Raw genomic sequence first — 24,303 nt, 5'->3', positions numbered from 1 at the left:
TTTGCGTGAACAGTCCCGGGTGAAAGGGGGTTGACCCACCCATTGGTCTATGCCAATTTCAAGCCATCTGAGATCCATCCCCAGAAGGTGACCCCCGTGACCCTCGTGAAGACGCGCTTCCTCGCCGTGTGTACGGCCCTCGCGGCGGCCGCCGCACTGACCGGCTGCGGCGGCCAGTCGGCCGGCTCGGGCGGCGGCTCCGAGAAGGTGACCCTCTGGCTGATGAAGGGCAGCGCCTCCGACGACTTCATCGCGAAGTTCACCGCCGACTTCGAGAAGCAGCACCCCGGCATCAACCTCGACGTGAAGATCCAGGAGTGGAAGGGCATCGGCGACAAGGTCAACGCCGTCCTGGCCGGCAAGGGCGGGGAGAGCGCCGACGTCATCGAGGTCGGCAACACCCAGGTCGCCCAGTACGTGGAGACCGGCGGCCTCTCCGAGCTCACCCTGGAGGGCCTGCGCGAATGGGGCAGCAAGGACTGGCTCAAGGGCCTCTCCGACCCCGGAAGCATCAACGGCGCCCAGTACGGAGTCCCGTGGTACGCCGCCAACCGGGTGGTCATCTACAACAAGGACCTGTTCGCGGGCGCCGGGATCAAGACCCCGCCCAAGAGCCGCCAGGAGTGGATCGCCGACACCCAGAAGCTCGACAAGGGCGACCAGCAGGGCATCTACCTGCCCGGCCAGAACTGGTACGTCCTCGCCGGGTTCATCTGGGACGAGGGCGGCGACCTCGCCGTGGAGACCAGCGGCCAGTGGGTCGGCACCCTCGACGACGGGAACGCCCTCGCCGGAATGGACTTCTACAAGCAGCTCCAGGGCCTCGGCGACGGACCCAGGGGCGCCGACGAGGAGACGCCCCCGCAGTCCGAGATCTTCGCCCGAGGCCAGGTCGCCCAGATCATCGCCCCGCCCGGCCAGGCCGCCCAGATCGAGGCCGCCAACCCCGCCCTCAAGGGCAAGCTCGGCTTCTTCCCCATACCCGGCAAGACCCCCGAGAAGCCCGGGGCCGTCTTCACCGGCGGCTCCGACCTGATCATCCCGGAGAAGACGGGGCAGCGCGCCCACGCCGTCGACCTGATCACGGCGCTGGTCAGCGAGAAGTGGCAGACCGAACTCGCCCGCACGATGAGCTACGTCCCCAACAAGACCACCCTCGCGCACGTCGTCGCCGGCAACGACGGAGCCGCCGCCATGGCCCCCGGCGCCGCCCAGGGCCGGGCCACCCCCAAGTCCGCGCGCTGGGCCGAGGTGGAGGCCAAGAACCCCATCAAGGCGTACATGACGGCCGTCCTGAACGGCCAGGACGCCGCGGCGGCGGCCAAGACGGCCTCGGACACCGTCAGCAGGGTCCTCAGCTCCGACCGCTGACACCCGTACGCCGGAACCCCGGTCCGCCGAGTTCAGCGTCCGCACATCCAAGTGCCGCTGAGCGGTCATGTCGAATCCAGCCGGTCACGGAAGAAGTAAAGGAGCCGGGCCCGCCCACCTGCGGCCCGGCCCCACGTGCCCGGATCAGGAGCAGCCATGACCATCGCACCCCTGTCCCCGTCCCCCCTCGCACCGTCCCCCCTCGCCCCGCCCGCACCGTCCCCCCTCGCGCAGCCCGCCCCGGCCGGACCCCGGTACGCGGTCCGCCTCGCCCGCGACGAGGACGAGGTGCGCGCCGCCCAGCGCCTGCGCCACCAGGTCTTCGCCGGTGAGCTCGGCGCCCGCCTCGACGGCCCCGAGCCGGGCCTGGACTCCGACTCCTTCGACGCCTTCTGCGACCACCTCCTCGTCCTCGACGAGGAGAGCGGGCAGGTCGTCGGCACCTACCGGCTGCTCCCGCCCGAACGCGCCGCCGTCGCCGGCCGCCTCTACTCCGAGGGCGAGTTCGACCTCTCCACCCTCGCCCCGATCCGCCCCGACCTCGTCGAGGTCGGCCGCTCCTGCGTCCACCCCGACCACCGCAACGGCGCCGTCATCGCCCTGATCTGGGCCGGGCTCGCCCGCTACATGGAGCGCTCCGGCCACAACTGGCTCGCCGGCTGCTGCTCCATCCCGCTGGCCGACGGAGGCGTGCTGGCCGCCGCCACCCGTGAGACCGTCCTGGCCCGCAACCTCGCCCCGCAGGAGTACCGGGTCACCCCCCACCTCCCCTGGAGCCCCGAGGGAGTCACCGTTCCCGGACGCATGGAGCTCCCGCCGCTGCTGCGCGGCTACCTGCGCCTGGGCGCCTGGGTCTGCGGCGAGCCCGCCCTCGACGCCGGGTTCGGCTGCGCGGACCTGTACGTACTGCTCTCCCTGCGCCGGACCAACCCGCGCTACCTGAACCACTTCCTCTCGCTCGCCCCGGGCGCATGAGCGTCTGGCTGCCCACGGCGCCCTGCACCCCGCAGGCCTGCGCGGACCACCCGGGACGGGCCGCGGGGATCCCGAGGGCGGTGCTCCGGCTCGCCACCGCCCTCGCCCTGTTCCTGCTCGCCGTCCCGTCCGCGGCACCGGTGCGGATGCTCCCCGTCCGCCCCCGCCGCGCCCTGATCAGGGTCTGGTCGGCCGCGCTCCTGCGGGCCCTGGGGATACGGATCACCGTGCACGGCGCCCCCGGCGGGGAAGGGGGCCGCCTGATCGTCGCCAACCACATCTCCTGGCTGGACATCCCGCTGGTCACGGCCGTCCTGCCGTCCCGGATGCTGGCCAAGAGCGAGATCGGGGCCTGGCCGGTGCTCGGCGCCCTCGCCGCCCGGGCGGGGACCCTGTTCATCGAACGCGACCGGATCCGGGCCCTGCCCGAAACCGTCGCGACCGTCACCCGGGCCCTGCTGGCCGGGGACCGGGTCACCGTCTTCCCCGAGGGCTCCACCTGGTGCGGGCGTGCCCAGGGGCCCTTCCGGCGGGCCGCCTTCCAGGCGGCGCTCGACGCGCGGGTTCCCGTACAGCCGGTGCGGCTGCGCTACCGACTGGCGGACGGGGAGGTCGCCGGGGCGCCCGCCTTCGTCGGGGAGGACCCGCTGACCGCCTCCCTGTGGCGGATCGCCCGCGCCCGCGGGGTGCGCGCCGAGGTGTGGCTGCTCCCGCGGATCCCGCCGGACCGTCACCCGGACCGGCGGGAACTCGCCGCGGCGGCCCGGCTGGCCGTACTCGACGCAGCCGAGCCGGACCGCGGCCGCGGGTGGGAGGGCGACCGGGAAGGCGGCGGGGAAGGCGGCGGGGAAGGCGGCCGGGCGCGGGAGCCGGGCCGCGAGCGGGAGCCGCGGCCGCGGGACGGGCGGGACCTGCTGGCGGGCGTACCCGCACAGCAGCGCCCCTCACCCGTGCCGCATCAGCCGGCCGGGCCGGCGACCACCCCGTCCGCCACGGACAGGGACAGTGCGAAACGTCCCGCCGAGTCCGTCCACCACTGGGTCAACTCCAGTCCGGCCTCTGCCAGTTCCTTTCGCAGCCCCTCCTGACGGAACTTCGCGGAGATCTCCGTCAGGATCTCCTCACCCGCCTCGAACGGCACCACCAGGTCCAGCGCCCGGACCTTCACCGTCACCGCCTCCCGGGCCCTCAGCCGCATCTCGATCCACTCGTGCTCCCGGTTCCACACCGCCACGTGGGCGAAGTCGGCGGTGTGGAAGTCCGCCCCCAGCTCCCGGTCGATCACCGCGAGCACGTTCTTGTTGAACTCCGCCGTCACCCCCCGGGCGTCGTCGTACGCCGCCACCAGCACGGCCTCGTCCTTGACCAGGTCCGTGCCCATCAGCAGGGCGTCGCCGGGCGAGAGCATGGCCCGTACGGACGCCAGGAACACCGCCCGCTCGGGCGGCAGCAGGTTCCCGATGGTGCCGCCCAGGAACACCACCAGCCGGGGCCCGGCCGACTCCGGCAGCCGCAGCGGCCGGGTGAAGTCCGCCAGCAGCGCGTGCACCCGCAGCCGCGGATGCTCCGCCAGCAGCGACTCGGCCGCGCCCGTCAGCGCGCTCTCGCTCACGTCCACCGGCACGTACGTCTCCAGCGCGGGCATCGCCTCGATCAGGTGCCGGGTCTTCTCCGAGGAACCCGAACCCAGCTCCACCAGGGTGCGCGCCCCGGACACGGAGGCGATCTCCTGGGCCCGCTCCAGCAGGATCTCCCGCTCGGCACGCGTCGGGTAGTACTCGGGCAGCCGGGTGATCTCCTCGAAGAGCTCGCTGCCCCGGGCGTCGTAGAACCACTTCGGCGGCAGCTCCTTGGGGAAGCGGGTCAGTCCGCTCAGCACATCGGTGCGCAGCGCGGCCTCGGCGGCGTGCTCGTCGAGGGTCCGGGTCATCTGGAAGTCGTTCACGGGCTGGTCTCCTTGAGGGGGGTCAGGGTGACCCGGGCGGGGGTGGCGCTCAGCAGGGTGCGGTCGGGCACTTCGTACCAGCGGGGATCGTCGTCGTACGGCTCGGAGGCCACGACCACCCGCCCCGCCGGCGGATCGGAGAGGCACCAGAGGGAGTCCCCCCAGGCCGTCGCGGCGATGGCCGCGCCGTCGGTCACCAGCAGGTTCAGCCGGGAGCCCGGCGCGGCGTCGGCCAGCTCGCGGACGGGCTCCGCCAGGGCCGTGCCCAGGTCGTCGCCCTGCCGCAGCCGGTGCAGCACCAGCGCCCACACCAGCGCCGAATCGGTGCGCGCGGCCAGCTGCAGCAGCTCCTGCGGCGACAGCGCGGAGGCGGTCTCGGCGACCGAGTCCGGCCAGTCGCGCAGTCTCCCGTTGTGGCTGAACAGCCAGGGCCCCGAGGCGAAGGGGGCGGCGGCCGCCTCCCCGTCGGACCCGGCGACGGTGGCGTCCCGCACGGCGGCGAGGAAGGCCCCGCTGCGCACCACCCGGGCGAGGTCCTGGAACCCCGGGTCGCCCCAGATCGGCCGGTCCCGCCGGTAGCGGGCCGGGACGGGATCGCCCTCGGCGTACCAGCCCACGCCGAAGCCGTCCGCGTTCACGGTGCCGAACCGCTGCCGGCGCGGCTCCCAGGACTGCCGGACCAGCGCGTGCTCGGGCTCGATGAGCAGCCGCCCCAGGGATATGGGCGGGCCCAGATAGGCTATGTGACGGCACATCAGGCATCCCTCGCCGTACGGAAGCCGGAGAAGATCTGCCGCCGCACGGGCAGGTCCCAGTTGCGGAAGGTGCCCCGGCAGGCCACCGGGTCCACCGCGAAGGAGCCGCCGCGCAGCACCTTGTGCTCCGGCCCGAAGAACACCTCCGAGTACTCGCGGTACGGGAAGGCGCGGAACCCCGGGTACGGCAGGAAGTCCGACGCCGTCCACTCCCACACGTCGCCGATCAGCTGGCGCACCCCGAGCGGGGAGGCCCCGGCCGGATGGGCGCCCGCGCGGGACGGGCGCAGGTGGCGCTGGCCCAGGTTGGCGTGCGCGGGGGTGGGGTCGGCGTCGCCCCAGGGGTAGCGGCGGGAGCGGCCGGTGGCAGGGTCGTACCGGGCGGCCTTCTCCCACTCCGCCTCGGTGGGCAGCCGCCGGCCCGCCCAGCGGGCGTACGCGTCCGCCTCGTACCAGCTGACGTGCAGCACCGGCTCGTCCTCGGGCACCGGCTCGGTCACCCCGAACCGGCGGCGCAGCCACTGCCCGCCCTCGCGGTGCCAGAACAGCGGGGCCCCGATGCCGTGCGTGCGGATCTGGTCCCAGCCGGCCGCGGCCCACCAGCGGCGCTCCCCGTAGCCGCCGTCGGCCATGAAGGCCTGGAACGCGCCGCAGGTGACCGGCGCGGTGTCGATCCAGAAGGGGGCGGTCTCCCGGGTGTGTGCGGGCCGTTCGTTGTCCAGCGACCAGGGCTCGGCGGAGGTGCCCATGGTGAACGGGCCTCCTGGTACCAGGACTTCGGCCGAGGCCGGGGGCGGGCCCAGCGGCGGCTCGGGGTCGGGCGCGGTCAGTACGGGTGCGCCCGCCCGCAGCTGATGGGTGATCAGCATCGTTTCGTCGTGCTGCTGTTCGTGCTGGGCCATCATCCCGAAGACGAAGCCCCCGTCGAGCAGGGGCGTTCCCTCCAGCGGGGTGTGCTCCAGCAGGTCGAAGACGCGTCCGCGGACCTCGGCCGTGTACGACCGGGCCGCCTCCGGGCCCAGCAGGGGCAGCTTCGGCCGCTCGGCGCGGGGGTGCTCGAAGGCGTCGTACAGCGGGTCGATCTCGGGGTGCATCGATGCGCGGCCGGCCACGTGGCGCAGCAGCCAGAGCTCCTCCTGGTTCCCGATGTGCGCCAGGTCCCAGACCAGCGGGGACATCAGGGGGGAGTGCTGCGCGGTCAGGTCCCGGTCGTCGACGGCGTCGGTCAGCCCGGCCGTCCGGGCGCGGGCCGCGGTCAGGGCGGCGACGGCCCGCTCGCGCAGCCGCCCGGTACCGGTCTCGGCGTGGGTCTCGGTGGTCACGGGCGCTGTCCCTTCCCGGCGGTGTGCAGGAGTTCGTGTTCCCCGGCGTCGTCGGCCGGGCAGCGGCCGCGCCGTACGTACCGTTCGGTGAAGGCGCCGACCGTGTCCCGTACGTGCGTGCTCGCCCCGAGCCGCGGCAGTGCCTCGCCGGCCGCCGCGAAACAGGCCGTGGCGGCCGTGCGCAGGTCCCGGTCGGCCAGTCCCGCCCGGGCGGCGGTGTGCCACAGCGCGTTGCGCGGGGCGCGCGCGCAGCCGTAGGCGTCGGCCAGGGCCTTCACGGCCCGGTAGGCGGTCTCGGCGGCTTCCGGGTCGTCGAAGAGCGCGTGGGTGACGGCCGTGGGCACCAGCCAGCCGTCCTCGCCCGGCTGCGCGTCGATCATCCGCAGTTCCAGGTGGCCGCGGGGCCGGACCGGCGGGAAGAGGGTGGTGAGGTGGTACTCCAGGTCCTCGGCGGTGGGCCGGCGCAGGCCGTGGCGGCTGCCGCCGGTGCGCAGCCAGTCGCGGAACGTGAGCCCGCGCGGCACGGCCCAGGTCCCGTCCCCGTACGCCCGTACGCACATCACCTCGGTGTCGAGCGCGTGCCGCGTCCAGGCGGCGCGGGGCTCGGCGTCCAGCGGTGGGGCGAGGGAGCGGCGCGTGTCGATGTCGCTCCAGACGCCCTGCCGCGCGCACTTCCAGCCCCGGTACGGGCCTTCGTGCGCCGGGGAGTTGGCGAAGGCGGCCACCAGGACGGCGCCCAGCAGGTGCGCGAGCCGCCAGCGCCGGCCGTGCCCGAGCGGGCCGGGCTCCTCGTGGCCCGCGTCCACGCAGACCTGGACGGAGGTGGAGGCGCGCATCATGGCGCGGCCGGCGGGGCCGGTCCGGTCGAAGTAGACCTCCATGGCCTCGTAGCGCGGGCTGGCCAGCAGGCGGCGCTGCGGTCCGCGCGGATCGAGGCCGAGGCCCCGCAGCACCAGGCCGCGGTCGCCGAGGACGGCGCGGACGGCGGCCAGGTCGGCCTGGAGGCCGTCCACGCAGTCGGTGAGGGAGGCGGCCGGGGCGGAGCTGAGCTCCAGCTGGCCTCCCGGCTCGACGGTGAGGCGGGACCGCAGGGACAGGGCGCGGGCCGCCTCGTGGCCCGCGGTCAGCCGCTCGGGCGGCAGCGGCAGCCACGGCCGCTCGGCGTCGAGCACCAGCCATTCCAGTTCGGCGCCGACCAGCCGGGGCGGGCCGGTCTTGAAACAGATGCCGTGGACCAGGTCCTCGGCGGCCGCCTCGGTGAGCGGCGGGTGGGCAAAGTCCTGCGCTGGCGGAGCGGGTGAGTCCTCGGTCATGACCGGAACCTCGCCTCCTGTCGTCGGCAGTGATGTCACCGGTGCCTACCCGTGCCCGGGGCACAAATGCCTTTGCCGTCCCGGTGGTCCGCACCGAGGATGGCGACGTGAGCAGCAGATTGCGTGAAATCGCGCGGGAGAACGCGCTGATCCTGGCGGCCGGGGGATACCGGACGCGGTCGGGGCGGCGGATCTCCCTCGCCGCCGACCTGGCGGAAGCCAAGGCCGGAACCAGAATATATGGGCCAAACCAGGTCATTCCAGGCGGCGAGTCCATCGGTGGTGCCGCCGCAACGGTCTTCGAGGTGACGGGGGAGAGCAGCACGGTCGCAGCCCGTCGCCTCGCGGGGCGCGGTCCGGTCGCGGTCCTGAACTTCGCCTCGGCCCGCAATCCCGGGGGCGGATACGTGCGCGGGGCCAAGGCGCAGGAGGAGGCCCTGTGCCGCGCGTCGGCCCTCTACGAGACCCTCCTGGAAGCCCCGGAGTACTACGAGGTGCACCGCGAGGGGAAGAGCACCTTCTACACCGACCGGGTGATTCACTCGCCCGGGGTGCCCGTCTTCCGCGACGACCGGGGCGAGCTGCTGGAGGTGCCGTTCCGTGCCGGCTTCCTCACCTCCCCGGCCCCGAACGCCGGCACGATCCGCCGCCAGGAGCCGGAGCGGGCCCACGAGATCCCCGGCGCCCTGGCCCGGCGGGCCGAGCGGGTGCTGGAGGTCGCGACCCTGCACGGCTACGGGCGGCTCGTACTGGGGGCGTGGGGGTGCGGGGTGTTCCGCAACGACCCGGCGCAGGTGGCGGAGGCCTTCCGGGGGCTGCTGACCGGCCGTTTCGCAGGGGTGTTCGAGGAGATCGTGTTCGGGATCCTGGACCGCTCCCCCGAACCCCGCGAGGCCTTCGAACGGGCCTTCCCGGGCTGAGGGCGCCGGCCGGGCCCGCGGGCGGCCCGGCCCGGCCTCCCCGTCGCGGAGCGCGGCGGGCCCGTGCTTCCGGGCCCGGGGGCGGCGGGGACGGCCCCGATCGCGGGGTGCGCGGGGTGCCGGACTACTGCCAGCCGTAGCGCTCCCGCAGACGGTCGGTCACCAGCCGGAAGCGGCCGCGGTCGAGCGCGCACGCCTCGCGGCGCATGCCCGACTCGTGGACCCGCAGCACCCGGTCCAGGTCCACCCAGGACTCCCGTCCCGCGCCGTCCCAGGGTCCCGAGCCGATCGCCACCCACTCGCGGTCGGCGTCGTGCCGCTTGCTGGAGAGCTGGACGGCGAGCAGCGTGTGCCCGCCCGCCTCCCGCGCGACCACGAGCACCGGACGGTCCTTGCCGCGGCCGTCGTTCTCCTCGAAGGGGACCCAGGTCCACACGATCTCCCCGGGGTCGGGATCCCCGTCCGGATCGGGCGCGTACTCGGTGCGCACGGGGCCGATGGCGCGCGGATCGGCCTCGGCGGTGGCGGTGTCGCCGTCCCGGCCGGGCTGTTCGACGTGACTGTTGCCGTGATGCGAAAGAGCCGTCATCCGGCGCAGGCTACTGGGTTTCGCGGCCCCTGTCGCGCAGCCCGTCCCGCGCCGGGACGTGTCCCCGCCGAGGGTGAAGCCCCTGCTCACCGGCCGTGGAGGGCCGGGCCCCGGCCCCGCCCGAACCGGCACCCGCGCGGACGTTTCGCTTCAGACGCGCGGTGACGTACGCACGGAAGTCCGTTTCCTCATCCCCCTCTTACCGCCACCTTAAGCGGAACCTAAGGTTCGCGGCCGGTGGACGGGAAGGGGGGAATGTCCGATTCCGTGAAGCTAGCGTGCTGCCGCACCCCAACTCCCCGGTAACACAGAGGCAGGCACGCCATGGGCAGCACAGTCGGTCACCGCCGTACGACCAGCGGCAAGGCGAAGATCACGGGCGCGATCGTGGCGGCGGCGGTGATCGGTGGCGCCGCCTTCGCGTTCACCGGGACCGCGCAGGCCACCTCGGTCGGCGCGGTGTACACCACCTCCAGTTCCTGGAGCGGCGGTTACACCGGGCAGTACGTCGTCACCAACAACACGGCCGGGGCCCGGGAGGACTGGACCCTGCAGTTCGACCTGCCCGCCGGCACGAAGATCGACTCCCTGTGGAACGGAACCCACACGGTCGCCGGTCAGCGCGTCACCGTGAAGCCCGCGAGCTGGAACCGGACCCTGGCCCCCGGGGCCGCCGTCACCGTCGGTTTCGTCGCGAGCGGGTCCGGTGCCCCCGGCGCTCCGACGGGGTGCCTGATCAACGGGGTGAAGTGCTCCGTCGACCAGGGCGCGACCCCGCAGCCCAGCGGCCGGCCCACGGGCGGCCCCACCGGCGGCCCGACCCCGGTGCCGACGGCTCCGACCCGGACCCCCACCACGGCCCCCACGGCGACCGCGACCCCGACCGCCACCGCGACCCCGACCGTCCCCGCGCCCGCCCCGGGCGCGGGCGCGCGCTTCGCCCCGTACGTCGACACCTCCCTCTACCCGGCCTACGACCTGCTCGACACCGTGGCCCGGACCGGCGTGAAGGAGTTCCACCTCGCCTTCGTCACCTCGGGGGGCGGATGCTCCCCGCTGTGGGGCGGTGTCACCGACCTGGCGAGCGACAAGGTGGCCGCGCAGATCGGCGCGCTGCGTGCCAAGGGCGGCGACGTCCGCGTGTCCTTCGGCGGCGCCACCGGACGCGAACTGGCCCTGAACTGCGCGAGCGCCGACGACCTCGCGGCCGCGTACGGGAAGGTCATCGACCAGTACCGGCTCACCAAGGTCGACTTCGACATCGAGGGCGCCGCCCTGCCGGACACCGCCGCCAACGCGCGCCGCGCCCAGGCCATAGCCCGGCTGCAGAAGTCCCACCCCGGCCTGGACGTGGCGTTCACCCTGCCCGTGATGCCCGAGGGGCTGACCCAGCCGGGCGTGGCGCTGCTGGCGGACGCCAGGAAGAACGGCGTGCGGATCGACGCGGTCAACATCATGGCGATGGACTACGGACCGGCGTACGGCGGGGACATGGGCCAGTACGCGATCCAGGCCGCGACCGCGACCCAGGCCCAGCTCAAGGGCGTGCTCGGGCTCTCCGACCAGGCGGCCTGGAAGGCCGTCGCCGTCACCCCGATGATCGGCGTCAACGACGTCGCGACGGAGGTCTTCTCGGTCTCCGACGCGACGCGGCTCGTCGAGTTCGCGGCGTCCAAGGGGATCGGGCGCCTGGCCATGTGGTCGGCGGCCCGCGACAAGCAGTGCGCGGCCGGAGCGGTGAACCACGCCGACGCCACGTGCAGTTCGGTCCTCCAGCAGCCCCTCGCCTTCACCAAGGCGTTCAGCGCCCTGCGTTAGAGGCGCGCAGCACCTCCAGCACCTCCTGCGTGATCGCGTCCTCGTTGCGCTCGAACTCGGCCCCCGTCAACCGGCCGGGGTCGGCGGGAAGTCCCGTGAGCACCGGGGTGTGCAGGTGGCCGCCGGGCAGGTCCGGGCGCAGCTCCAGGCGGAGCCGGTTGGAGCGGTAGGCCACCTCGTTGGAGAGGTAGCCGCCGCCTCCGCCCGCCACGGCGCGCGATCCGGGGGTCGGTCCGTCCGCCCGGTCCACCGGTCCCTGCTGCCCGGCGGGTATCTCCGTGACGGCGGTGTTCAGGCGGACCGGATGGGGCGCCTGGACACCGGTCATGGCCCCGGTGGGCAGACTGGTGGGCAGGAACTCCGCCCCCGGGCCGAGGCCGGGCGCCGTGACGGGGTGCTCGTACGTACCGCCGGAGAGGGCGCCCGCGTTGTCCGGGTACGGGTCCGCCGAACGGGCCCGGCCCGCCCAGGCCTCCAGGGTGAAGATCCCGGGGTAACCCTGGCTGATGCTGGTGATCATGTCGGCGGAGCGCGGGCCGGCCGCCAGCCGGGGTCCGTAGGCGCGCTCCACGATGCCCGCGTCGAAGTCGGCGTAGCGGACGGGCAGGACGACGGCCCGGACCTCGGCGGTCGTCCCGTCCGCGAGGGTGATCCGGCGGCCGTTGAGCCGGAGCGCCGCCGAGCCGGAGGGATTGGCCCGGCGCAGTTCGGCGTCCAGCCCGAAGGGGTCGAAGCCGCTGACGAAGATCCGCCGTACGCCCGGGGCCGGACGGAACCCGTTGGAGGTGAGCCCGCGCGAGGCGTCCTCGAACCGGGACTTCAGGGCCGCGCGGTCGACGGGGAACTCCGGCTGCCACCGCGCGAGCCGGACGGTCATCGCGAGCCTGGCCCAGTAGAGCGGCCGGTCGTCGCCGGCGGGCAGGTCACCGCCGGTCCGGTGTCCCTGGGCGCGGTCCACGGCGGCCTGCCACAGCGCCTCGCCCCACGTGTCGAGGAGGCGCTGCGCCCCGGCGGCGTCGCGGGTGGTGCACAGGGCGGCGGGGAAGCGCCGTACGAAGGAGTCGAGTCCGGCCCGCTCCGGGAACGCGGCGGTCCGCGGGTCCGCGAGGCGGGCCTGCTCCGGGTCCGGTGCGGGGGCGGCGGCCGGTGCCGGGGAGTCCTGGCAGGCGGGGGAGGGGGCCGCGTGCGCGGCGGCGGGCGGGAGGACGGCGGTGACGCCGAGGAAGGCGGCGGCGAGGGCCGCGCGGCGTAAGAACATCATGTGACGTGACGTTACTCAGGGGCGCGCGGGAGGGGAGGGGGATCCGGCCTTCCCCGGCCACGGTCGCGGTGGCCGGGGAAGGCGGGGCCCGCGGGATCAGGGGCAGCCGTTGGTGATGTTGATCTCGACGACGCCGGAGCCGAGGCCGAAGCTCTGGCCGGGGCGGATCTGGTCGACGTAGCCGCTGGCGTACTTCAGGTACGCGCAGTCCTGGTTGCGCGCGTCGGTCACCCAGCGGGCGGTGCGGGTCTTGGCGCTGGTGGGCTGCCAGCCGGTGTCCTTGTACATCGTCAGGATGTTCTCGTTGCCGTCGAGGAAGCAGACGTACGGCCAGGGGCAGGTCTGCGCGGCAGCGGCAGGCGAGGCGGTCGCGGCCGTCAGGCCGGTCGCGGCCAGGACGCCGGCCAGGGCGACCGAGGCGAACTTGAGGTTTCTGGGCATGGCAAAGCCACCTGTTCTGCAAGGAGTTGGAGAAGTCCGGATCGCGCCGCGAGCCGGGCGTGCCGAATCATATGCGAATGAGACAGGTGGCCGAATAATGCGGTCGCGCTCTTCTCCGTGGCCCCGGTGGCCCGCCCGGATCAGCCGACCTCGGGCCAGTCCCAGCCCAGTTGGATGAAGAGCCCCAGCCGGTCGCTGACCCCGCGGATCTGCGAGATCTTCCCCTCCGCCAGGGTGAACAGCCAGATGGCCTCGACCTCGAACTCGCGGCCCGTGGGCTCGGGCATCCGCGGATGCCGCCCGGTGTGCCGTCCGAGCTGGGCCACCCGGGCGACCACGCGGTCGTCCTCGGCGAGCAGTTCCTCGACCCGGACGGTCAACGGGTCGAAGGCGTCCAGCTGCTGACGCAGTCCGTCGAAGGCCGCGCCCGGCTCGTCGGGCTCGCCGTGGATGATCTGGTTGTGGTCGATGACGTCCGGCGCCATGAAGAGCGGGAGGTCGTCCGCCCGCCGCTCGTTCACGGCTTCGAAGAAACCCTTCATGGTCTGCTTGTTGGTCTCGGTGTCCATGGCGGCGCTCCCCCGTAGTACAAGATCGAATTCAAGTCGCCGCGAGCGTAAGCGGGCGGTTGTCCGGGGCGGCTCAAGGACGCCCCAACTCCGGGCAAACGTTCCCTGGAGGCCAGTGCCGTGCCCAGTCCTCGGCCGCCTCCAGCTGCGCCGCCAGCGCCAGCAGCCTCGTCTCCGACTCCGCCGGGCCCAACAGCTGTGCGCCCAGCGGAAGTCCGTCGGGGGTGAACCCCGCCGGGACGCCGACACCCGGCCAGCCCAGCACGTTCCACGTCCAGGCGTACGGGCACGCGGCGATCATCGACCGGTCCGTGGCCAGCGCCCCCAGCCCGGCCAGAGCACCGATCCGCAGGGGCGGGGTGGCCGTCGTCGGGGTCAGCACCACGTCGAAGCGGTCGAAGATCTCCCCGGTCCGGCGGCGCAGCAGTCCCTCGGCCCGCCGTGAGAGCCGCAGCGCCAGCCCGCCCAGCAGGCGGCCCGTACGAGCCGCCCCGTGGGTGCGCGGATCCAGCAGCCCGGGGTCCGGGACCCGCGCCGCCAGCTCCCGTACGCCCGCCGTCGCGCGCGGCACGAAGGCGGGCCCGACCGGGCCGTAGCGCGGATCCTCGAGGATCACCTCGTGGCCCAGCGCCTCCAGCCGCCCGGCCAGCCGCTCCACCGCCGCACGGACCACGGGGTCGAGGGGCGTGGCCGAGGCGGTGAAGGCCGTCCCGTAGGACAGGGCGATCCGCAGCCGGCCCGGCGGCCGGCCGGCCGCCTCCACCGCCGAGAACGGTGCCGGGCGGTGGAGGTCCCCCGGGGCGGGTCCGCTGGCCGCGTCCAGCAGCAGCGCGGCGTCGGCCACCGTACGGGCCAGCACGCCGTTGACCGTGAGGCCGTGGAAGGACTCGGGCTCGGGCCAGGTGGAGATGCGCCCGCGCTGTGGCTTGACCCCCACCAGGTGGGTCCAGGCCGCGGGGATCCGCACCGAGCCCGCGCCGTCGGAGCCGAGCGCGGCCGGCACCAGCCCCGCGGCCACGGCGGCGGCCGAGCCGCCCGAGGAACCGCCGGGGGTGTGGGCCGGGTTCCACGGGTTGCGGGTCGCACCGAAGGCCGGACCCTCGGTGAACGGCCACTGCCCCAGCTCCGGGGTCTGGGTCTTGCCCACGATCACGGCGCCGGCCGCGCGCAGGCGGCGTACCGCCTCGCTGTCGGCGGTCCTGGGCGGGAAGTCCCCCGGGCAGCCGAAGGCGGTGGGTTCCCCGGCCACGTCCATGTCGTCCTTGACCGCGACCGGCACGCCCAGCAGCGGCAGCCGCTCACCGCGGGCCAGCCGCGCGTCCGCCGCGTCCGCCTCCGCGAGGGCCGCCTCGGTCCGGACGATCCGGAAGGCGTTGAGCGAGCCTTGGGACGCGGTGATCCTCTCCAGAGAACGCTCGGTCAGCCGGCGTGCCGTGACCCTTCCTTCGGCCAGCGCCTCGGCCATCTCCCGCAGACCTGAGGGGCCTTGTGGGGCGTGCCCCCTCAACGTCCTTGTCGTACTGGCCGCATGCAACGAGCCCGCCATCGGACCCCCCTTACCGATCGGTAGTACCGACGGTAAGGGGACGCGGCCCCGATCCGGAAGGGACCGCCGGCGGCGTCATCGGGTGTTCCGTCCCGGCCGGCCAGTGCGGTGAGGCCGAGCGCGGTGGCCTCGTCCCAGAGGGCGAGGCGGTCGCCCTCGCCCCAGGTCTGGGTGCGCAGCTGCGCGGTGGAGCCTTTCCCGAAGGTAGGGAGGGAGGGAGGTGGGCGGGGAGGAGACGAGGGGGGAGGGGTGGGCGGGGGAGCCGTCAGCGGACGCCGCGGATCGGCCGTACCGCCAGCGCGCCCGCCGCCGAGGATGCAGGCGTTGCGCCGTCCGCTGCGGTCGGACAGGGCGCCGGCGACCGGGTTGAAGACCGTCGCGAAGATCGCCGAGACCCCCGCGATCAGGCCGAAGTCGGAGACCTTGTGCACCGGGTCGACATGCTCGACCTGGAGGGCGAGCAGGATGCCGCCGACGCCGATGTGCGGCGAGGGTGCCTTCCTGGGCAGGGAATGCGAGCGGGTGAGCGGGGGAGGGGGTGCGCGCCGCCCGTCGCGAGGGCGGGGGTGCGATGGGGCGCGACGGGGCTGCGGAGCGGGGAGGGTGACGCCCGGGTGCCGGGGTGACGGCGGGCGCGTTACACGTGTCAATTAACGTGTAACCACTGTCTGGCACCCGTTTCCGGCCATCCGCCAGACCCCGGACGTGATCGGTCTGGAAGGATGCCTCGGCAATGTCTCACTCATCGAACGCGCCGATCCCCCCGAGCTCGCCGAAGCCGCGCAGCCGCCGGGCCCCGGCCACCCCGCCCCCCGAGCCGGCGCCCGCACCCGTCCCGACCAGCGCCGATGTCGCCCGCCTGGCCGGCGTGTCGCGCGCGACGGTCTCGTACGTGCTGAACAACGCGGAAGCCGTACGCATCAGCGAGCCCACGCGCCGCAAGGTCCGCGAGGCCGCCGAGGAACTGGGCTACGTCCCGCACGCCGCCGCCCGCAGCCTGCGCGCCGGGCACACCCGCATCGTCCTGCTGCCCGCCTCGCACGTCCCGGTCGGCCCGATGTACAGCGCCTTCCTCAACGAGCTCCAGTGGGCCCTGCGCCGTCTCGACTACACGGTGGTCCAGTACGGCAGCCTCGGCCTGAGCGGTGACGAGGCGACGCGGGCGTGGGCCGAACTGCGGCCCGTCGCGGTGATCTCGCTGGGGGAGATCAGCCTGTCCGCGCGCAACGTCGCCACCCTCAAGCGGGCCGGGGCGCGCGCGGTGATAACGCTGGGCCCGGTCGGCGTACCGGGGGCCCACGCCCTCGTGATGGACCAGGCGGAGGTCGGGGCACGGGCCGCCGCCCACCTCGTGGAACGCGGCCGGAGCCGGATCGGCGTGATCGTCCCGGAGGAGGAAGGCCTGGAGCTGTTCTCGGCACCCCGGCTCGCCGGAGCCCGGTCGGTGGAGGGCGCGCGGACCGAGGTCCTGCCGATGGCCTACACGGAGCGGTCCGCGGCGGAGCTGGCGGGCCGCTGGCGCTCGCTCGGCCTGGACTCCGTGTTCGCGTACAACGACGAGTACGCGATGCTGCTGATGCGGGCCCTTCAGGACGAGGGGCTGGACGTCCCCGGGGACGTCGCCGTCATGGGCGCCGACGACCTGCTCATCGGGCGGCTGCTGCGCCCCCGGCTCAGCACCGTCCAGATCGAGCTGCCGACCGGGGACCACCTGGCCTCGCTCGTGGACCGCGCGGTGCGGGAGCCGTCCGAGATCACCGGGCGGCACGACCTGATGTCCGCGACGGCCGTACACCGCGAATCCACCTGACGGCGGGCCCGCCCCCGGCCGCCCCCCCCGGCCCGGCGGCCGAGGGGTGGCCGGGGGCCGTTGACAGGCGGCGACGCGGGAGCGGAGACTGCGGGCGCGCCCCACCGGGCGTGCCCCGGGGGTGCGTCCCGGTGCCCACACCGGCACCGAACGCGCCGCCCGCCCGTACGGATCCGCCCAGGAGCGACCCCATGAGCATCCGCACCGTCCGCGACGTGTACGTCGTCGACGCCGTCCGCACCCCGATCGGCAAGTTCGGCGGGGCCCTCGCCGGGATCCGGCCGGACGACCTGGCCGCGCACGTGGTGCGCGCCCTGGTGGACCGTACGCCCGACCTCGATCCGTCCCGCATCGACGACGTCGTCTTCGGCGACGCCAACGGCGCCGGCGAGGACAACCGCGACGTGGCCCGCATGGCCGTACTGCTTGCCGGACTGCCGGTGACGGTGCCCGGCGTGACCGTCAACCGGCTCTGCGGATCGGGGCTCGAAGCCGTCATCCAGGCCGCCCGCGCCATCGCGGTCGGTGACGCCTCCGTCGCCATCGCGGGCGGCGTCGAGTCGATGACCCGCGCCCCCTGGGTGGTGCAGAAGCCCGAACGCGCCTTCCCCGCCGGGCACCAGCAGATGTGGTCGACCACCCTCGGCTGGCGGATGACCAACCCGGCCATGCCCCCCGAGTGGACCGGTTCCCTCGGCGAGGGTGCCGAGCTGATCGCGGAGAAGCACGGCATCTCGCGCGAGGCACAGGACCTGTTCGCCCTGGAGAGCCACCGCAAGGCCGCGGACGCCTGGGCCGCCGGGCTCTACGACGGCGAGGTCGTCGGCTACCCGGGCGTGGACCTCGTGCGCGACGAGTCCGTCCGCGAGGGGTCCACCCCCGAGTCCCTGGCACGCCTCAAGCCCGCCTTCCGCGGCGACGGCTCCGGCACCGTCACCGCCGGCAACGCCTCCCCGCTCAACGACGGGGCCGCCGCCCTGCTGCTCACCGACGAGGCGGGGCTGGCCGCCACCGGACGCGAGCCGCTGGCCCGGATCAGCGCCTCCGCCGTCACCGGCATCGAGCCGCAGTTCTTCGGCCTCGGACCGGTCGACGCCGTCGCGCGGGCGCTCGCCAAGGCGGACCGCCGACTGGCCGACCTGTCCGTCCTGGAGCTCAACGAGGCCTTCGCGGCCCAGGCGTTGGGCTGTCTCGGGGCCTGGCCCGAGCTGGATCCGGCCACGGTGAACCCGCGCGGCGGGGCCCTCGCCATCGGCCACCCGCTCGGCGCCTCGGGCGCCCGGCTGGCGGGCTCGGTCGCCCACCAGCTGGCGGCGGCCGGTTCGGGTACCGGTATGGCGGCGCTGTGCATCGGCGTCGGGCAGGGCATCGCGCTGGTCCTGGAGCGCTGAACCCGCCCACGCCCCGGGGGAGTCGATCGTTTCCGGTCACCGGATCCCGTCAACTGCCCAATAACTGAACAGAAGTGGTGCCCCCGGTCTGGCACGATGGCGCGTGCTGCCGCCCCCCGCCCCGCCCACCCCCATCCGGAGGCCCCGCGTCATGCCACTGCTCGACCCGACTCTCTGGCAGGACGGACCCACCCTCACCGGGGGCACGGCCCCGGTCGTCGAACCCGCGACCGGCCGTACCCTCGCCACCGTCGACCTCGCCGGGCCCGCCGACGTGGGGGAGGCCGCCGTACGGGCCCGCGCAGCCCAGCGCGACTGGGCTCGGGCGGGCCACCCGGAGCGCGCGGCCGTGCTGCGCCGCGCCGGGGACCTGTTCACGGCCCACGCCGGTGAACTGCGGGAATGGCTGGTCCGGGAGTCGGGTTCGATTCCCGGCAAGGCGGACTTCGAGCTGCACGTCGCCGCCCAGGAGTGCTACGAGGCCGCCGCGCTGGCCTCCCGCCCGGTCGGGCAGGTGCTGCCCAGTGAGGCGCCCCGGCTCTCCTTCACCCGGCGGGTGCCGGCGGGGGTGGTCGGGGTGATCGCCCCCTTCAACGCCCCGCTGATCCTCTCGATCCGCTCCGTGGCGCCCGCGCTCGCGCTCGGCAACGCGGTCCTGCTCAAGCCGGACCGCCGCACCGCCGTCTGCGGCGGCCTCGCCCTCGCCGCCGTGTTCGCGGCCGCCGGACTGCCGGCCGGGCTGCTGCACGTCCTGCCCGGCGGGGCGCGGACGGGTTCCGCGGTGGTGGCCGACCCGCGCGTGCGGGTCGTGTCCTTCACCGGCTCCACCGCCGCCGGGCGCTCCGTCGGCGAACTGGCGGGCCGTCATCTCACCCGTGCCCACCTGGAGTTGGGCGGGAACTCGGCGCTCGTCGTGCTCGCCGACGCGGACGTCGAGGCCGCCGTCGCTCAGGCCTCCTGGGGCTCCTTCTTCCACCAGGGCCAGATCTGCATGACCGCGGGACGCCACCTCGTCCACGCCTCGCTCTACGACGAGTACGTGGAACGGCTCGCCGCCCGCGCCGAGGCCCTGGCCGTCGGCGACCCGTACCGCGAGCCCGTGCACCTCGGCCCGCTGCTCGACCGGACCCAGCTGGAGCGGGTCCACGGCCTGGTCGAGGCCAGCGTGGAGCAGGGCGCCAAGCTGGTCGCGGGCGGCACCCACCGGGACCTGTTCTACCGGCCGACCGTGCTCGCGGGGGTGGCCGACGACACCCCCGCCTACGCGGAGGAGGTCTTCGGTCCGGTGGCACCCGTACGGTCCTTCGCGACGGAGGACGAAGCGGTGGAGCTGGCCTCGGCGGGCCCCTACGGACTCTCCCTGGGCATCGTCACCCGCGACGCGGGACACGGCCTGGAGCTGGCCGGACGCATCCCGACCGGTATCGCCCACGTCAACGACCAGACCGTGAACGACGAGGCGGTGGCCCCCTTCGGCGGGGTCGGCGCCTCCGGTACGGGCGCCCGCTTCGGCGGCGAGGCCAACCTCGACGCCTTCACCGAGCTGCGCTGGACCACGGCCCGCACCACCCCGCCGGCCCACCCGTTCTAGCGACCCCGCCGCGCCGGCGGAATTCAGGGCGCCGGCCGATCGTTCCAGCAGGACACACTGCGATCAGGAGGTCCGGAAACCGTGGCTACAGTCGAACTCACCAAGGAGAACTTCGACCGGACGGTCAGCGAGAACCCGTTCGTGCTGATCGACTTCTGGGCGGGCTGGTGCCGCCCCTGCCTGCAGTTCGCCCCGGTCTACGAAAAGGCCGCCGAGGCCAACCCCGACCTGGTCTTCGCCAAGGTGGACACCGAGGCGCAGCAGGAGCTGGCGGCGGCCTTCCAGATCAGCTCGATCCCGACGCTGATGATCGTCCGGGACCAGGTCGCCATCTTCGCGCAGCCCGGAGCGCTGCCCGAGGCGGCGCTGACCGACCTCATCGGGCAGGCCCGCGCCCTGGACATGGACGAGGTCCGGGCGAAGATCGCCGAGTCCGCCCCCGGCGGGGGCGCGGACGGGGCCCCCGGCACGCCGGAGGCCTGACCTTGCGGGACGTGCCCCCCGCGCTGCGGTGACACTGGACCGCATGACTGAAGCGGTGGAGTACGACGTCGTGGTGCTCGGTGGGGGCCCGGCCGGCGAGAACATCGTCGACCGGACCCGCGCCGCCGGGCTGAGCACGGCGCTGGTGGAGAGCGAACTCGTCGGCGGGGAGTGCTCGTACTGGGCCTGCGTCCCCAGCAAGGCCCTGCTGCGCCCGGCGCTCGCCCGGTCGGAGGCGCGCCGGGTGCCCGGCCTGGCCGGGGCGGTCCGGGGGCCGCTCGACGCGGAGGCGGTGTTCGCGCACCGCGACTACTGGACGGGTGACTGGAAGGACGACGGCCAGCTCGACTGGCTGGACTCCATCGGAGCCCACCTCTACCGGGGCCACGGCCGCCTGTACGGGGTCCGCAAGGTCGCCGTGACCAGTCCCGAGGGGGAGCACCACGTGCTCGCCGCCCGGCACGCCGTGGTCGTCGCCACCGGCACCCGGGCCGTGGTCCCGGACCTCCCCGGCATCGCCGGGGCCCGGCCGTGGACCAGCCGTGAGGCGACCTCCGCCCGGGAGGTGCCCGGCCGGCTGCTGATCGTGGGCGGTTCCGTGGTGGCCGCCGAGATGGCCACGGCCTGGCAGGCCCTCGGATCCCGGGTGACCGTCCTCGTCCGGGGGCCGGGGCTGCTGCCGAGGATGGAACCCTTCGCGGGCGAGCTGGTCGTCGAGGCGCTGACCGAGGCCGGCGCGGTGGTGCGCACCGGGGTGGCGGTCGAGGCGGTCGTACGGGACGGTCCGACCGGGCCGGTGACCGTGGTGCTGGAGGGCGGCGAGACCCTGGAGGGCGACGAGCTGCTGATGGCCACCGGGCGGGCGCCGCGGACCGAGGACATCGGGCTGGACACGGTCGGGCTGACCCCGGGCGGCTGGATCGGTGTCGACGACGGCTGCCGGGTCCCCGGGCACGACTGGCTGTACGCCGTCGGGGACGTCAACCACCGGGCGCTCCTCACCCACCAGGGCAAGTACCAGGCCCGGATCGCGGGCGCGGCCATCGCCGCCCGCGCGGCCGGATCGCCGGCCCCGGACACCGCCCGCTGGGGCGCGCACGCCGCCACCGCCGATACCGAGGCCCTGCCCCAGGCGGTGTTCACCGACCCGGAGGCCGCCGCGGTCGGCCTCACCCTCGCCGAGGCGGAGCGGGCGGGTCACCGGGTGCGCGCCGTCGACTACGACCTCGGCAGGGTGTCCGGCGCGGGCCTGTATGCCGACGGGTACCGGGGGCGGGCCCGGATGGTCGTCGACCTCGACCGGGAGGTTCTCCTGGGCGCCACCTTCGTGGGGCCCGGCGCGGCCGAACTGGTACACGCGGCGACCGTCGCGGTGGTGGGCGAGGTGCCGATCGGGCGGCTGTGGCACGCGGTTCCGTCCTTCCCGACGATCAGCGAGGTGTGGCTTCGGCTGCTGGAGACGTACCGGGGGTAGCGGCGGGCCCCGGGCGGTGGGGCGCGGCCGCACCCGGTGGGCGGGGGCGGGGGCTCCCCGCACACCCTGTTGAATGGGCCGAACGAGCCGTCCCCGGCGGGGCCGTGACCGACCGTCACGCGCGACGCCGGTGACGGCCACGCACCGGCGACGAAGGAGCCACCGTTCGTGATCGTGATCGCGCAGCTCAGTGATGTCCATCTCGACGGCGGGACCCGCGCAGCGGAGCGCACCCGCGCCGTACTGGAGTACCTGGACGCCCTCCCGTACGACCTGGACGCGGTCCTGATGAGCGGCGACATAGCCGACCACGGGACGGACGCCGAGTACGAGGAGGCCCGCAGGGCGCTCGCCTCCCGCCATCCGGCCGTCGTCTGCCCCGGCAACCACGACGAGCGCGGCGCGTTCCGCCGGGTCCTGCTGGGTCAGGAGGAACCGTCCGCGGAGCCCGTGAACCAGGTGCTGCGCGGCGAGGGCTTCGTCCTGGCCGTGTGCGACTCCTCGGTCCCCGGCAAGGACCACGGTTACCTGGAGGACTCCACGCTCGCCTGGCTCGACGGCATCCTCGCCGGGACCCCGCACGAGGTCCCGGTGCTGGTCGCCTTCCACCATCCGCCGGTCCCGCTGCACACCCCGTACGTGGACGACATCAGGCAGTTCGGTGAGGAGCGGCTCGCGGCCCTCGCGGAGCGCCACCCCCACCTGCTCGCCTTCCTGTGCGGGCACGCCCACACGGCGGCCGTGACCACCTTCGCGGGCCGCCCGCTGCTGGTGGCGCCCGGGGTGGTGTCCACCCTGCGCCTGCCCTGGGAGGTGCAGACGGATCCCGACCACCACGTCCACCTCGACGAGCCGCCGGCGGTCGCCTTCCACGTGATCGGCGACGACGGGCGGCTGACGACGCACTACCGGGTGGTCGTCGACAGGCCGGCGCCGTAGCCGCGGCTGTAGCCGCAACGGCACGTCCCACCGTCGCCGGGGGTTCCGGCAACGGCGGGACGGCGGTGCGCGGGGCGGCCCCGGTCAGGGGGCGACGGTGATCTGCTGCGCCGGGTCGGTGGTGTCGGTGACCTTGTAGACGGCGTTGAAGGTGGACGAGGTCGCACTCGTCGGGCAGCCGAAGCCGCCGGTCACCGTGACCGGGACCGAGGCGTTGGTGAAGGTCAGGCTCGACGGGGCGCCGTTGGCCCAGGTGCCCGGGACGGCCGCCGGGCCGCCGGGGGCGGCGGTGACGGTGCAGGTGGCGAGTCCGGTCGTGTGCACGACGAGACCGCCGGTCGGCACCGTCATGGTGGCCGTGATCGGGGAGCCGTTCTGCATGGACACCGACCAGGCGCCGCTGGTGGTCACGGTCGGGGTCACGCCCGGCAGGCTCGACGTACACGAGCTGTAGGTCGGCGGCGAGATGGGCGAGGAGACGGGCCCGGCCGCGTTGTGGTTGCCGGGGGCGGCCGGCACCGCGCCGGTGGAGACGGAGACCGTGCAGGTCACCGTGACCGAACCGGCCTTGAGGGTGGCCTTCCCGCTGAGGGTGGCCTGGAAGGCGTGCCCGGCCGGGGTGACGGTCGTCGACCCGGCCAGCGGTAACGGCGCGGCGGTGGCGGTGGCGGAGGCCACCGTCAGGGCGGCCGCGGCCGCCATGCCGAGGGCGAGCGCGGTACGCGTACGGCTCATGGCTGTGCTCCTTGGGGATCGGGGTGCGGAGTGGGGGAGTCCCCGGCGGGGGAGGGCCGGGCGGGGGCGGCGGAGCCCCCGGTGCGCGGGGCGGCGTTCGGCTGCCAGGCGAACATCAGCCCGCCGCCGAGGATGCCGAGCAGGGTGCCGATCAGGAACCCGCCGAGGTTCGACAGGACCAGCGCGGCGGTGGCGATGAGCGTGGTGAGGACCCCGGCGAGGGAGCGCTGCCGGGGGGAGAACCAGGCGGTGAGACCGAGGACGATCATGATGATCCCCATCAGGACGGACGGGATCCCCGCCACTCCCTGCTGGAGCATGATCTTCAGCGGTGCCAGCGGCAGTACGCAGATCCAGGCCCCGGCCAGGACCGCGAAGAGCCCGCCCCAGAAGGGCCGGCCGCGCCGCCACCGCCGCCAGCGGCTCAGAAGCATTCCTTCTTGCCCTTGCTGATGTTCATGCTCAGCCCGGAGAGCTTGAAGGTGCCGGCGTTGGTCGCCCACGCCGTCTGCTGCAGGTTGGAGATGGTGACCGTGTCGGCCTGCTGGGCGAAGAGGTCCTGCATGCCGACCGCCTCGGCCGGCCCCTTGTCGAGGGTGGAGGCGTCGCGGCCGATCTCGATGTTCTTGAAGACCGCGTCGCCGGCGAGCTGGGTCGCGTCCACGAACAGGTTGCTGGCCTCGACGGGGTCCTTCTTGCCCGCGGTCAGGTTGAGCGAGATGTCGCCGATGACCGGGAGGGTGGTGACCACCGACTGGCAGAGGCTGTGCAGCTTTGCCTCCTTGATGGCGGTGACCGCCACCGGGATGAGCTCCTCGCGGGCGTTGACGTCGACGCTGCCGTACTGGGCGAAGCCCTCGCCCTCCAGGCTCGTCGCCGACACCTTGAACTGCTGCCCCGACACAGCGAAGGAGGCGGCGAGCGCCCCCTGCGCGAGGGCGATGCCCAGCCCCGCGGTCACCGCCACGGCGGGCAGGGTCAACAGGGCGAAGCGGCGCCAGCGGACCCGGCCCTCACCTCTGTCGGCGGCGTCCGCGGCGTCCGGGGAGGCCATG

Annotated in this window: 22 protein-coding genes and 1 pseudogene; 11 read left to right on the top strand and 12 right to left on the bottom strand. The window is 74.4% G+C overall.

All coding sequences use genetic code 11. The annotated features are described in order from the left end of the window. The first annotated feature begins 105 nt into the window (after positions 1–105). From OG295_RS03750 to OG295_RS03740, 3 genes and pseudogenes are all read left to right on the top strand, one after another. The gene (locus OG295_RS03750; RefSeq protein WP_371681095.1) at positions 106–1,371 is read left to right on the top strand and encodes an extracellular solute-binding protein; all 1,266 of its coding nucleotides are present in this window, start codon (positions 106–108) and stop codon (positions 1,369–1,371) included. 156 nt (positions 1,372–1,527) lie between these two features. Continuing rightward, positions 1,528–2,346, top strand: a complete 819-nt coding sequence (locus tag OG295_RS03745; protein WP_371675531.1) for a GNAT family N-acetyltransferase — start codon at positions 1,528–1,530, stop codon at positions 2,344–2,346. Continuing rightward, positions 2,343–2,873 (top strand): annotated as a pseudogene (locus OG295_RS03740) (lysophospholipid acyltransferase family protein); the annotation flags it as partial. The gene OG295_RS03745 and the pseudogene OG295_RS03740, both read left to right, overlap by 4 nt. Positions 2,874–3,304: 431 nt before the next feature. Here the strand turns inward: OG295_RS03740 and egtD are convergent. The 4 genes from egtD to egtA are packed head-to-tail and all read right to left on the bottom strand — an operon-like array spanning position 3,305 to position 7,681. Continuing rightward, a complete protein-coding gene (gene egtD / locus OG295_RS03735; RefSeq protein ID WP_371681093.1) occupies positions 3,305–4,276 on the bottom strand; it encodes an L-histidine N(alpha)-methyltransferase in 972 nt (323 codons plus the stop codon). An 11-nt stretch (positions 4,277–4,287) separates the two neighbouring features. Next, positions 4,288–5,046 (bottom strand): ergothioneine biosynthesis protein EgtC, encoded by a 759-nt coding sequence (gene egtC, locus OG295_RS03730; protein WP_371675530.1) that lies wholly within the window; start codon positions 5,044–5,046, stop codon positions 4,288–4,290. Continuing rightward, positions 5,046–6,368: an ergothioneine biosynthesis protein EgtB gene (gene egtB / locus OG295_RS03725; protein WP_371675529.1), complete on the bottom strand. Its 1,323-nt coding sequence runs from the start codon at positions 6,366–6,368 to the stop codon at positions 5,046–5,048. Before egtB ends, egtC begins: the two co-directional genes overlap by 1 nt. Continuing rightward, positions 6,365–7,681: an ergothioneine biosynthesis glutamate--cysteine ligase EgtA gene (gene egtA / locus OG295_RS03720; RefSeq protein ID WP_371675528.1), complete on the bottom strand. Its 1,317-nt coding sequence runs from the start codon at positions 7,679–7,681 to the stop codon at positions 6,365–6,367. The genes egtB and egtA overlap by 4 nt, the downstream gene beginning before the upstream one ends. Before the next feature lie 107 nt (positions 7,682–7,788). Here egtA and OG295_RS03715 point away from each other — a divergent pair, with 107 nt between their 5' ends. Then, positions 7,789–8,601: a TIGR02452 family protein gene (locus OG295_RS03715; protein WP_371675527.1), complete on the top strand. Its 813-nt coding sequence runs from the start codon at positions 7,789–7,791 to the stop codon at positions 8,599–8,601. 124 nt (positions 8,602–8,725) lie between these two features. Here the strand turns inward: OG295_RS03715 and OG295_RS03710 are convergent, their stop codons facing one another. Then, entirely contained in the window at positions 8,726–9,190 is a 465-nt protein-coding gene (locus OG295_RS03710) for a type II toxin-antitoxin system PemK/MazF family toxin (protein WP_371675526.1), read from the bottom strand. 324 nt (positions 9,191–9,514) lie between these two features. Between OG295_RS03710 and OG295_RS03705 the strand changes: the two genes are divergently transcribed. Continuing rightward, positions 9,515–11,008 (top strand): cellulose binding domain-containing protein, encoded by a 1,494-nt coding sequence (locus OG295_RS03705; protein WP_371675525.1) that lies wholly within the window; start codon positions 9,515–9,517, stop codon positions 11,006–11,008. Here the strand turns inward: OG295_RS03705 and OG295_RS03700 are convergent. The 4 genes from OG295_RS03700 to OG295_RS03685 all read right to left on the bottom strand — a co-directional run bounded on the left by OG295_RS03700 (position 10,992) and on the right by OG295_RS03685 (position 14,825). Continuing rightward, positions 10,992–12,269 carry a pyroglutamyl peptidase gene (locus OG295_RS03700; protein ID WP_371675524.1) on the bottom strand — a complete coding sequence of 426 codons (1,278 nt, stop codon included), beginning with the start codon at positions 12,267–12,269 and terminating at the stop codon, positions 10,992–10,994. The two genes, OG295_RS03705 and OG295_RS03700, sit on opposite strands and share 17 nt — an antisense overlap. Positions 12,270–12,365: 96 nt before the next feature. After that, positions 12,366–12,710 carry a hypothetical protein gene (locus OG295_RS03695; protein ID WP_266846907.1) on the bottom strand — a complete coding sequence of 115 codons (345 nt, stop codon included), beginning with the start codon at positions 12,708–12,710 and terminating at the stop codon, positions 12,366–12,368. A 140-nt stretch (positions 12,711–12,850) separates the two neighbouring features. Further along, a complete protein-coding gene (locus OG295_RS03690; RefSeq protein WP_371675523.1) occupies positions 12,851–13,279 on the bottom strand; it encodes an ester cyclase in 429 nt (142 codons plus the stop codon). 73 nt (positions 13,280–13,352) lie between these two features. Then, entirely contained in the window at positions 13,353–14,825 is a 1,473-nt protein-coding gene (locus tag OG295_RS03685) for an amidase (protein ID WP_371675522.1), read from the bottom strand. 733 nt (positions 14,826–15,558) lie between these two features. Between OG295_RS03685 and OG295_RS03680 the strand changes: the two genes are divergently transcribed. From OG295_RS03680 to OG295_RS03655, 6 genes are all read left to right on the top strand, one after another. Next, positions 15,559–16,635 carry a LacI family DNA-binding transcriptional regulator gene (locus OG295_RS03680; RefSeq protein WP_371675521.1) on the top strand — a complete coding sequence of 359 codons (1,077 nt, stop codon included), beginning with the start codon at positions 15,559–15,561 and terminating at the stop codon, positions 16,633–16,635. A gap of 191 nt (positions 16,636–16,826) precedes the next feature. After that, positions 16,827–18,026 carry an acetyl-CoA C-acyltransferase gene (locus OG295_RS03675; protein ID WP_371675520.1) on the top strand — a complete coding sequence of 400 codons (1,200 nt, stop codon included), beginning with the start codon at positions 16,827–16,829 and terminating at the stop codon, positions 18,024–18,026. A 151-nt stretch (positions 18,027–18,177) separates the two neighbouring features. Further along, complete coding sequence (locus OG295_RS03670; RefSeq protein WP_371675519.1) at positions 18,178–19,617, top strand: aldehyde dehydrogenase family protein; 1,440 nt, start codon at positions 18,178–18,180, stop codon at positions 19,615–19,617. Between the two features lie 81 nt (positions 19,618–19,698). Then, positions 19,699–20,100 carry a thioredoxin family protein gene (locus tag OG295_RS03665; RefSeq protein ID WP_371675518.1) on the top strand — a complete coding sequence of 134 codons (402 nt, stop codon included), beginning with the start codon at positions 19,699–19,701 and terminating at the stop codon, positions 20,098–20,100. A gap of 43 nt (positions 20,101–20,143) precedes the next feature. Continuing rightward, positions 20,144–21,574 (top strand): NAD(P)/FAD-dependent oxidoreductase, encoded by a 1,431-nt coding sequence (locus tag OG295_RS03660; RefSeq protein ID WP_371675517.1) that lies wholly within the window; start codon positions 20,144–20,146, stop codon positions 21,572–21,574. Positions 21,575–21,742: 168 nt separating this feature from the next. Beyond that, positions 21,743–22,513: a metallophosphoesterase gene (locus tag OG295_RS03655; protein WP_371675516.1), complete on the top strand. Its 771-nt coding sequence runs from the start codon at positions 21,743–21,745 to the stop codon at positions 22,511–22,513. Between the two features lie 84 nt (positions 22,514–22,597). On the opposite strand, the gene OG295_RS03650 is transcribed toward OG295_RS03655, so the two are convergent. The 3 genes from OG295_RS03650 to OG295_RS03640 are packed head-to-tail and all read right to left on the bottom strand — an operon-like array spanning position 22,598 to position 24,302. After that, on the bottom strand, positions 22,598–23,248 hold the full coding sequence (locus OG295_RS03650) for a hypothetical protein (protein ID WP_371675515.1): 651 nt from the start codon (positions 23,246–23,248) through the stop codon (positions 22,598–22,600). Continuing rightward, on the bottom strand, positions 23,245–23,682 hold the full coding sequence (locus OG295_RS03645) for a DUF6114 domain-containing protein (protein WP_371675514.1): 438 nt from the start codon (positions 23,680–23,682) through the stop codon (positions 23,245–23,247). Before OG295_RS03645 ends, OG295_RS03650 begins: the two co-directional genes overlap by 4 nt. Next, positions 23,673–24,302 carry a DUF6230 family protein gene (locus OG295_RS03640; RefSeq protein WP_371675513.1) on the bottom strand — a complete coding sequence of 210 codons (630 nt, stop codon included), beginning with the start codon at positions 24,300–24,302 and terminating at the stop codon, positions 23,673–23,675. Before OG295_RS03640 ends, OG295_RS03645 begins: the two co-directional genes overlap by 10 nt. Position 24,303 lies beyond the last annotated feature (1 nt).

Origin of the sequence: Streptomyces sp. NBC_01276, from assembly GCF_041435355.1 — a bacterium.
Lineage (GTDB): Bacteria > Actinomycetota > Actinomycetes > Streptomycetales > Streptomycetaceae > Streptomyces.
This window is presented reverse-complemented; position numbering and strand designations above follow the sequence as displayed.

Bases quoted from the DNA above. Each gene is read 5' to 3' on its own strand.
- OG295_RS03745 (WP_371675531.1), top strand. From the start codon at position 1,528: ATGACCATCGCACCCCTGTCCCCGTCCCCCCTCGCACCGTCCCCCCTC.
- egtD (WP_371681093.1), bottom strand. From the start codon at position 4,276: ATGACCCGGACCCTCGACGAGCACGCCGCCGAGGCCGCGCTGCGCACC.
- egtC (WP_371675530.1), bottom strand. From the start codon at position 5,046: ATGTGCCGTCACATAGCCTATCTGGGCCCGCCCATATCCCTGGGGCGG.
- egtA (WP_371675528.1), bottom strand. From the start codon at position 7,681: ATGACCGAGGACTCACCCGCTCCGCCAGCGCAGGACTTTGCCCACCCG.
- OG295_RS03710 (WP_371675526.1), bottom strand. From the start codon at position 9,190: ATGACGGCTCTTTCGCATCACGGCAACAGTCACGTCGAACAGCCCGGC.
- OG295_RS03705 (WP_371675525.1), top strand. From the start codon at position 9,515: ATGGGCAGCACAGTCGGTCACCGCCGTACGACCAGCGGCAAGGCGAAG.
- OG295_RS03700 (WP_371675524.1), bottom strand. From the start codon at position 12,269: ATGATGTTCTTACGCCGCGCGGCCCTCGCCGCCGCCTTCCTCGGCGTC.
- OG295_RS03695 (WP_266846907.1), bottom strand. From the start codon at position 12,710: ATGCCCAGAAACCTCAAGTTCGCCTCGGTCGCCCTGGCCGGCGTCCTG.
- OG295_RS03690 (WP_371675523.1), bottom strand. From the start codon at position 13,279: ATGGACACCGAGACCAACAAGCAGACCATGAAGGGTTTCTTCGAAGCC.
- OG295_RS03685 (WP_371675522.1), bottom strand. From the start codon at position 14,825: ATGGCGGGCTCGTTGCATGCGGCCAGTACGACAAGGACGTTGAGGGGG.
- OG295_RS03680 (WP_371675521.1), top strand. From the start codon at position 15,559: ATGTCTCACTCATCGAACGCGCCGATCCCCCCGAGCTCGCCGAAGCCG.
- OG295_RS03675 (WP_371675520.1), top strand. From the start codon at position 16,827: ATGAGCATCCGCACCGTCCGCGACGTGTACGTCGTCGACGCCGTCCGC.
- OG295_RS03670 (WP_371675519.1), top strand. From the start codon at position 18,178: ATGCCACTGCTCGACCCGACTCTCTGGCAGGACGGACCCACCCTCACC.
- OG295_RS03660 (WP_371675517.1), top strand. From the start codon at position 20,144: ATGACTGAAGCGGTGGAGTACGACGTCGTGGTGCTCGGTGGGGGCCCG.
- OG295_RS03650 (WP_371675515.1), bottom strand. From the start codon at position 23,248: ATGAGCCGTACGCGTACCGCGCTCGCCCTCGGCATGGCGGCCGCGGCC.
- OG295_RS03645 (WP_371675514.1), bottom strand. From the start codon at position 23,682: ATGCTTCTGAGCCGCTGGCGGCGGTGGCGGCGCGGCCGGCCCTTCTGG.
- OG295_RS03640 (WP_371675513.1), bottom strand. From the start codon at position 24,302: ATGGCCTCCCCGGACGCCGCGGACGCCGCCGACAGAGGTGAGGGCCGG.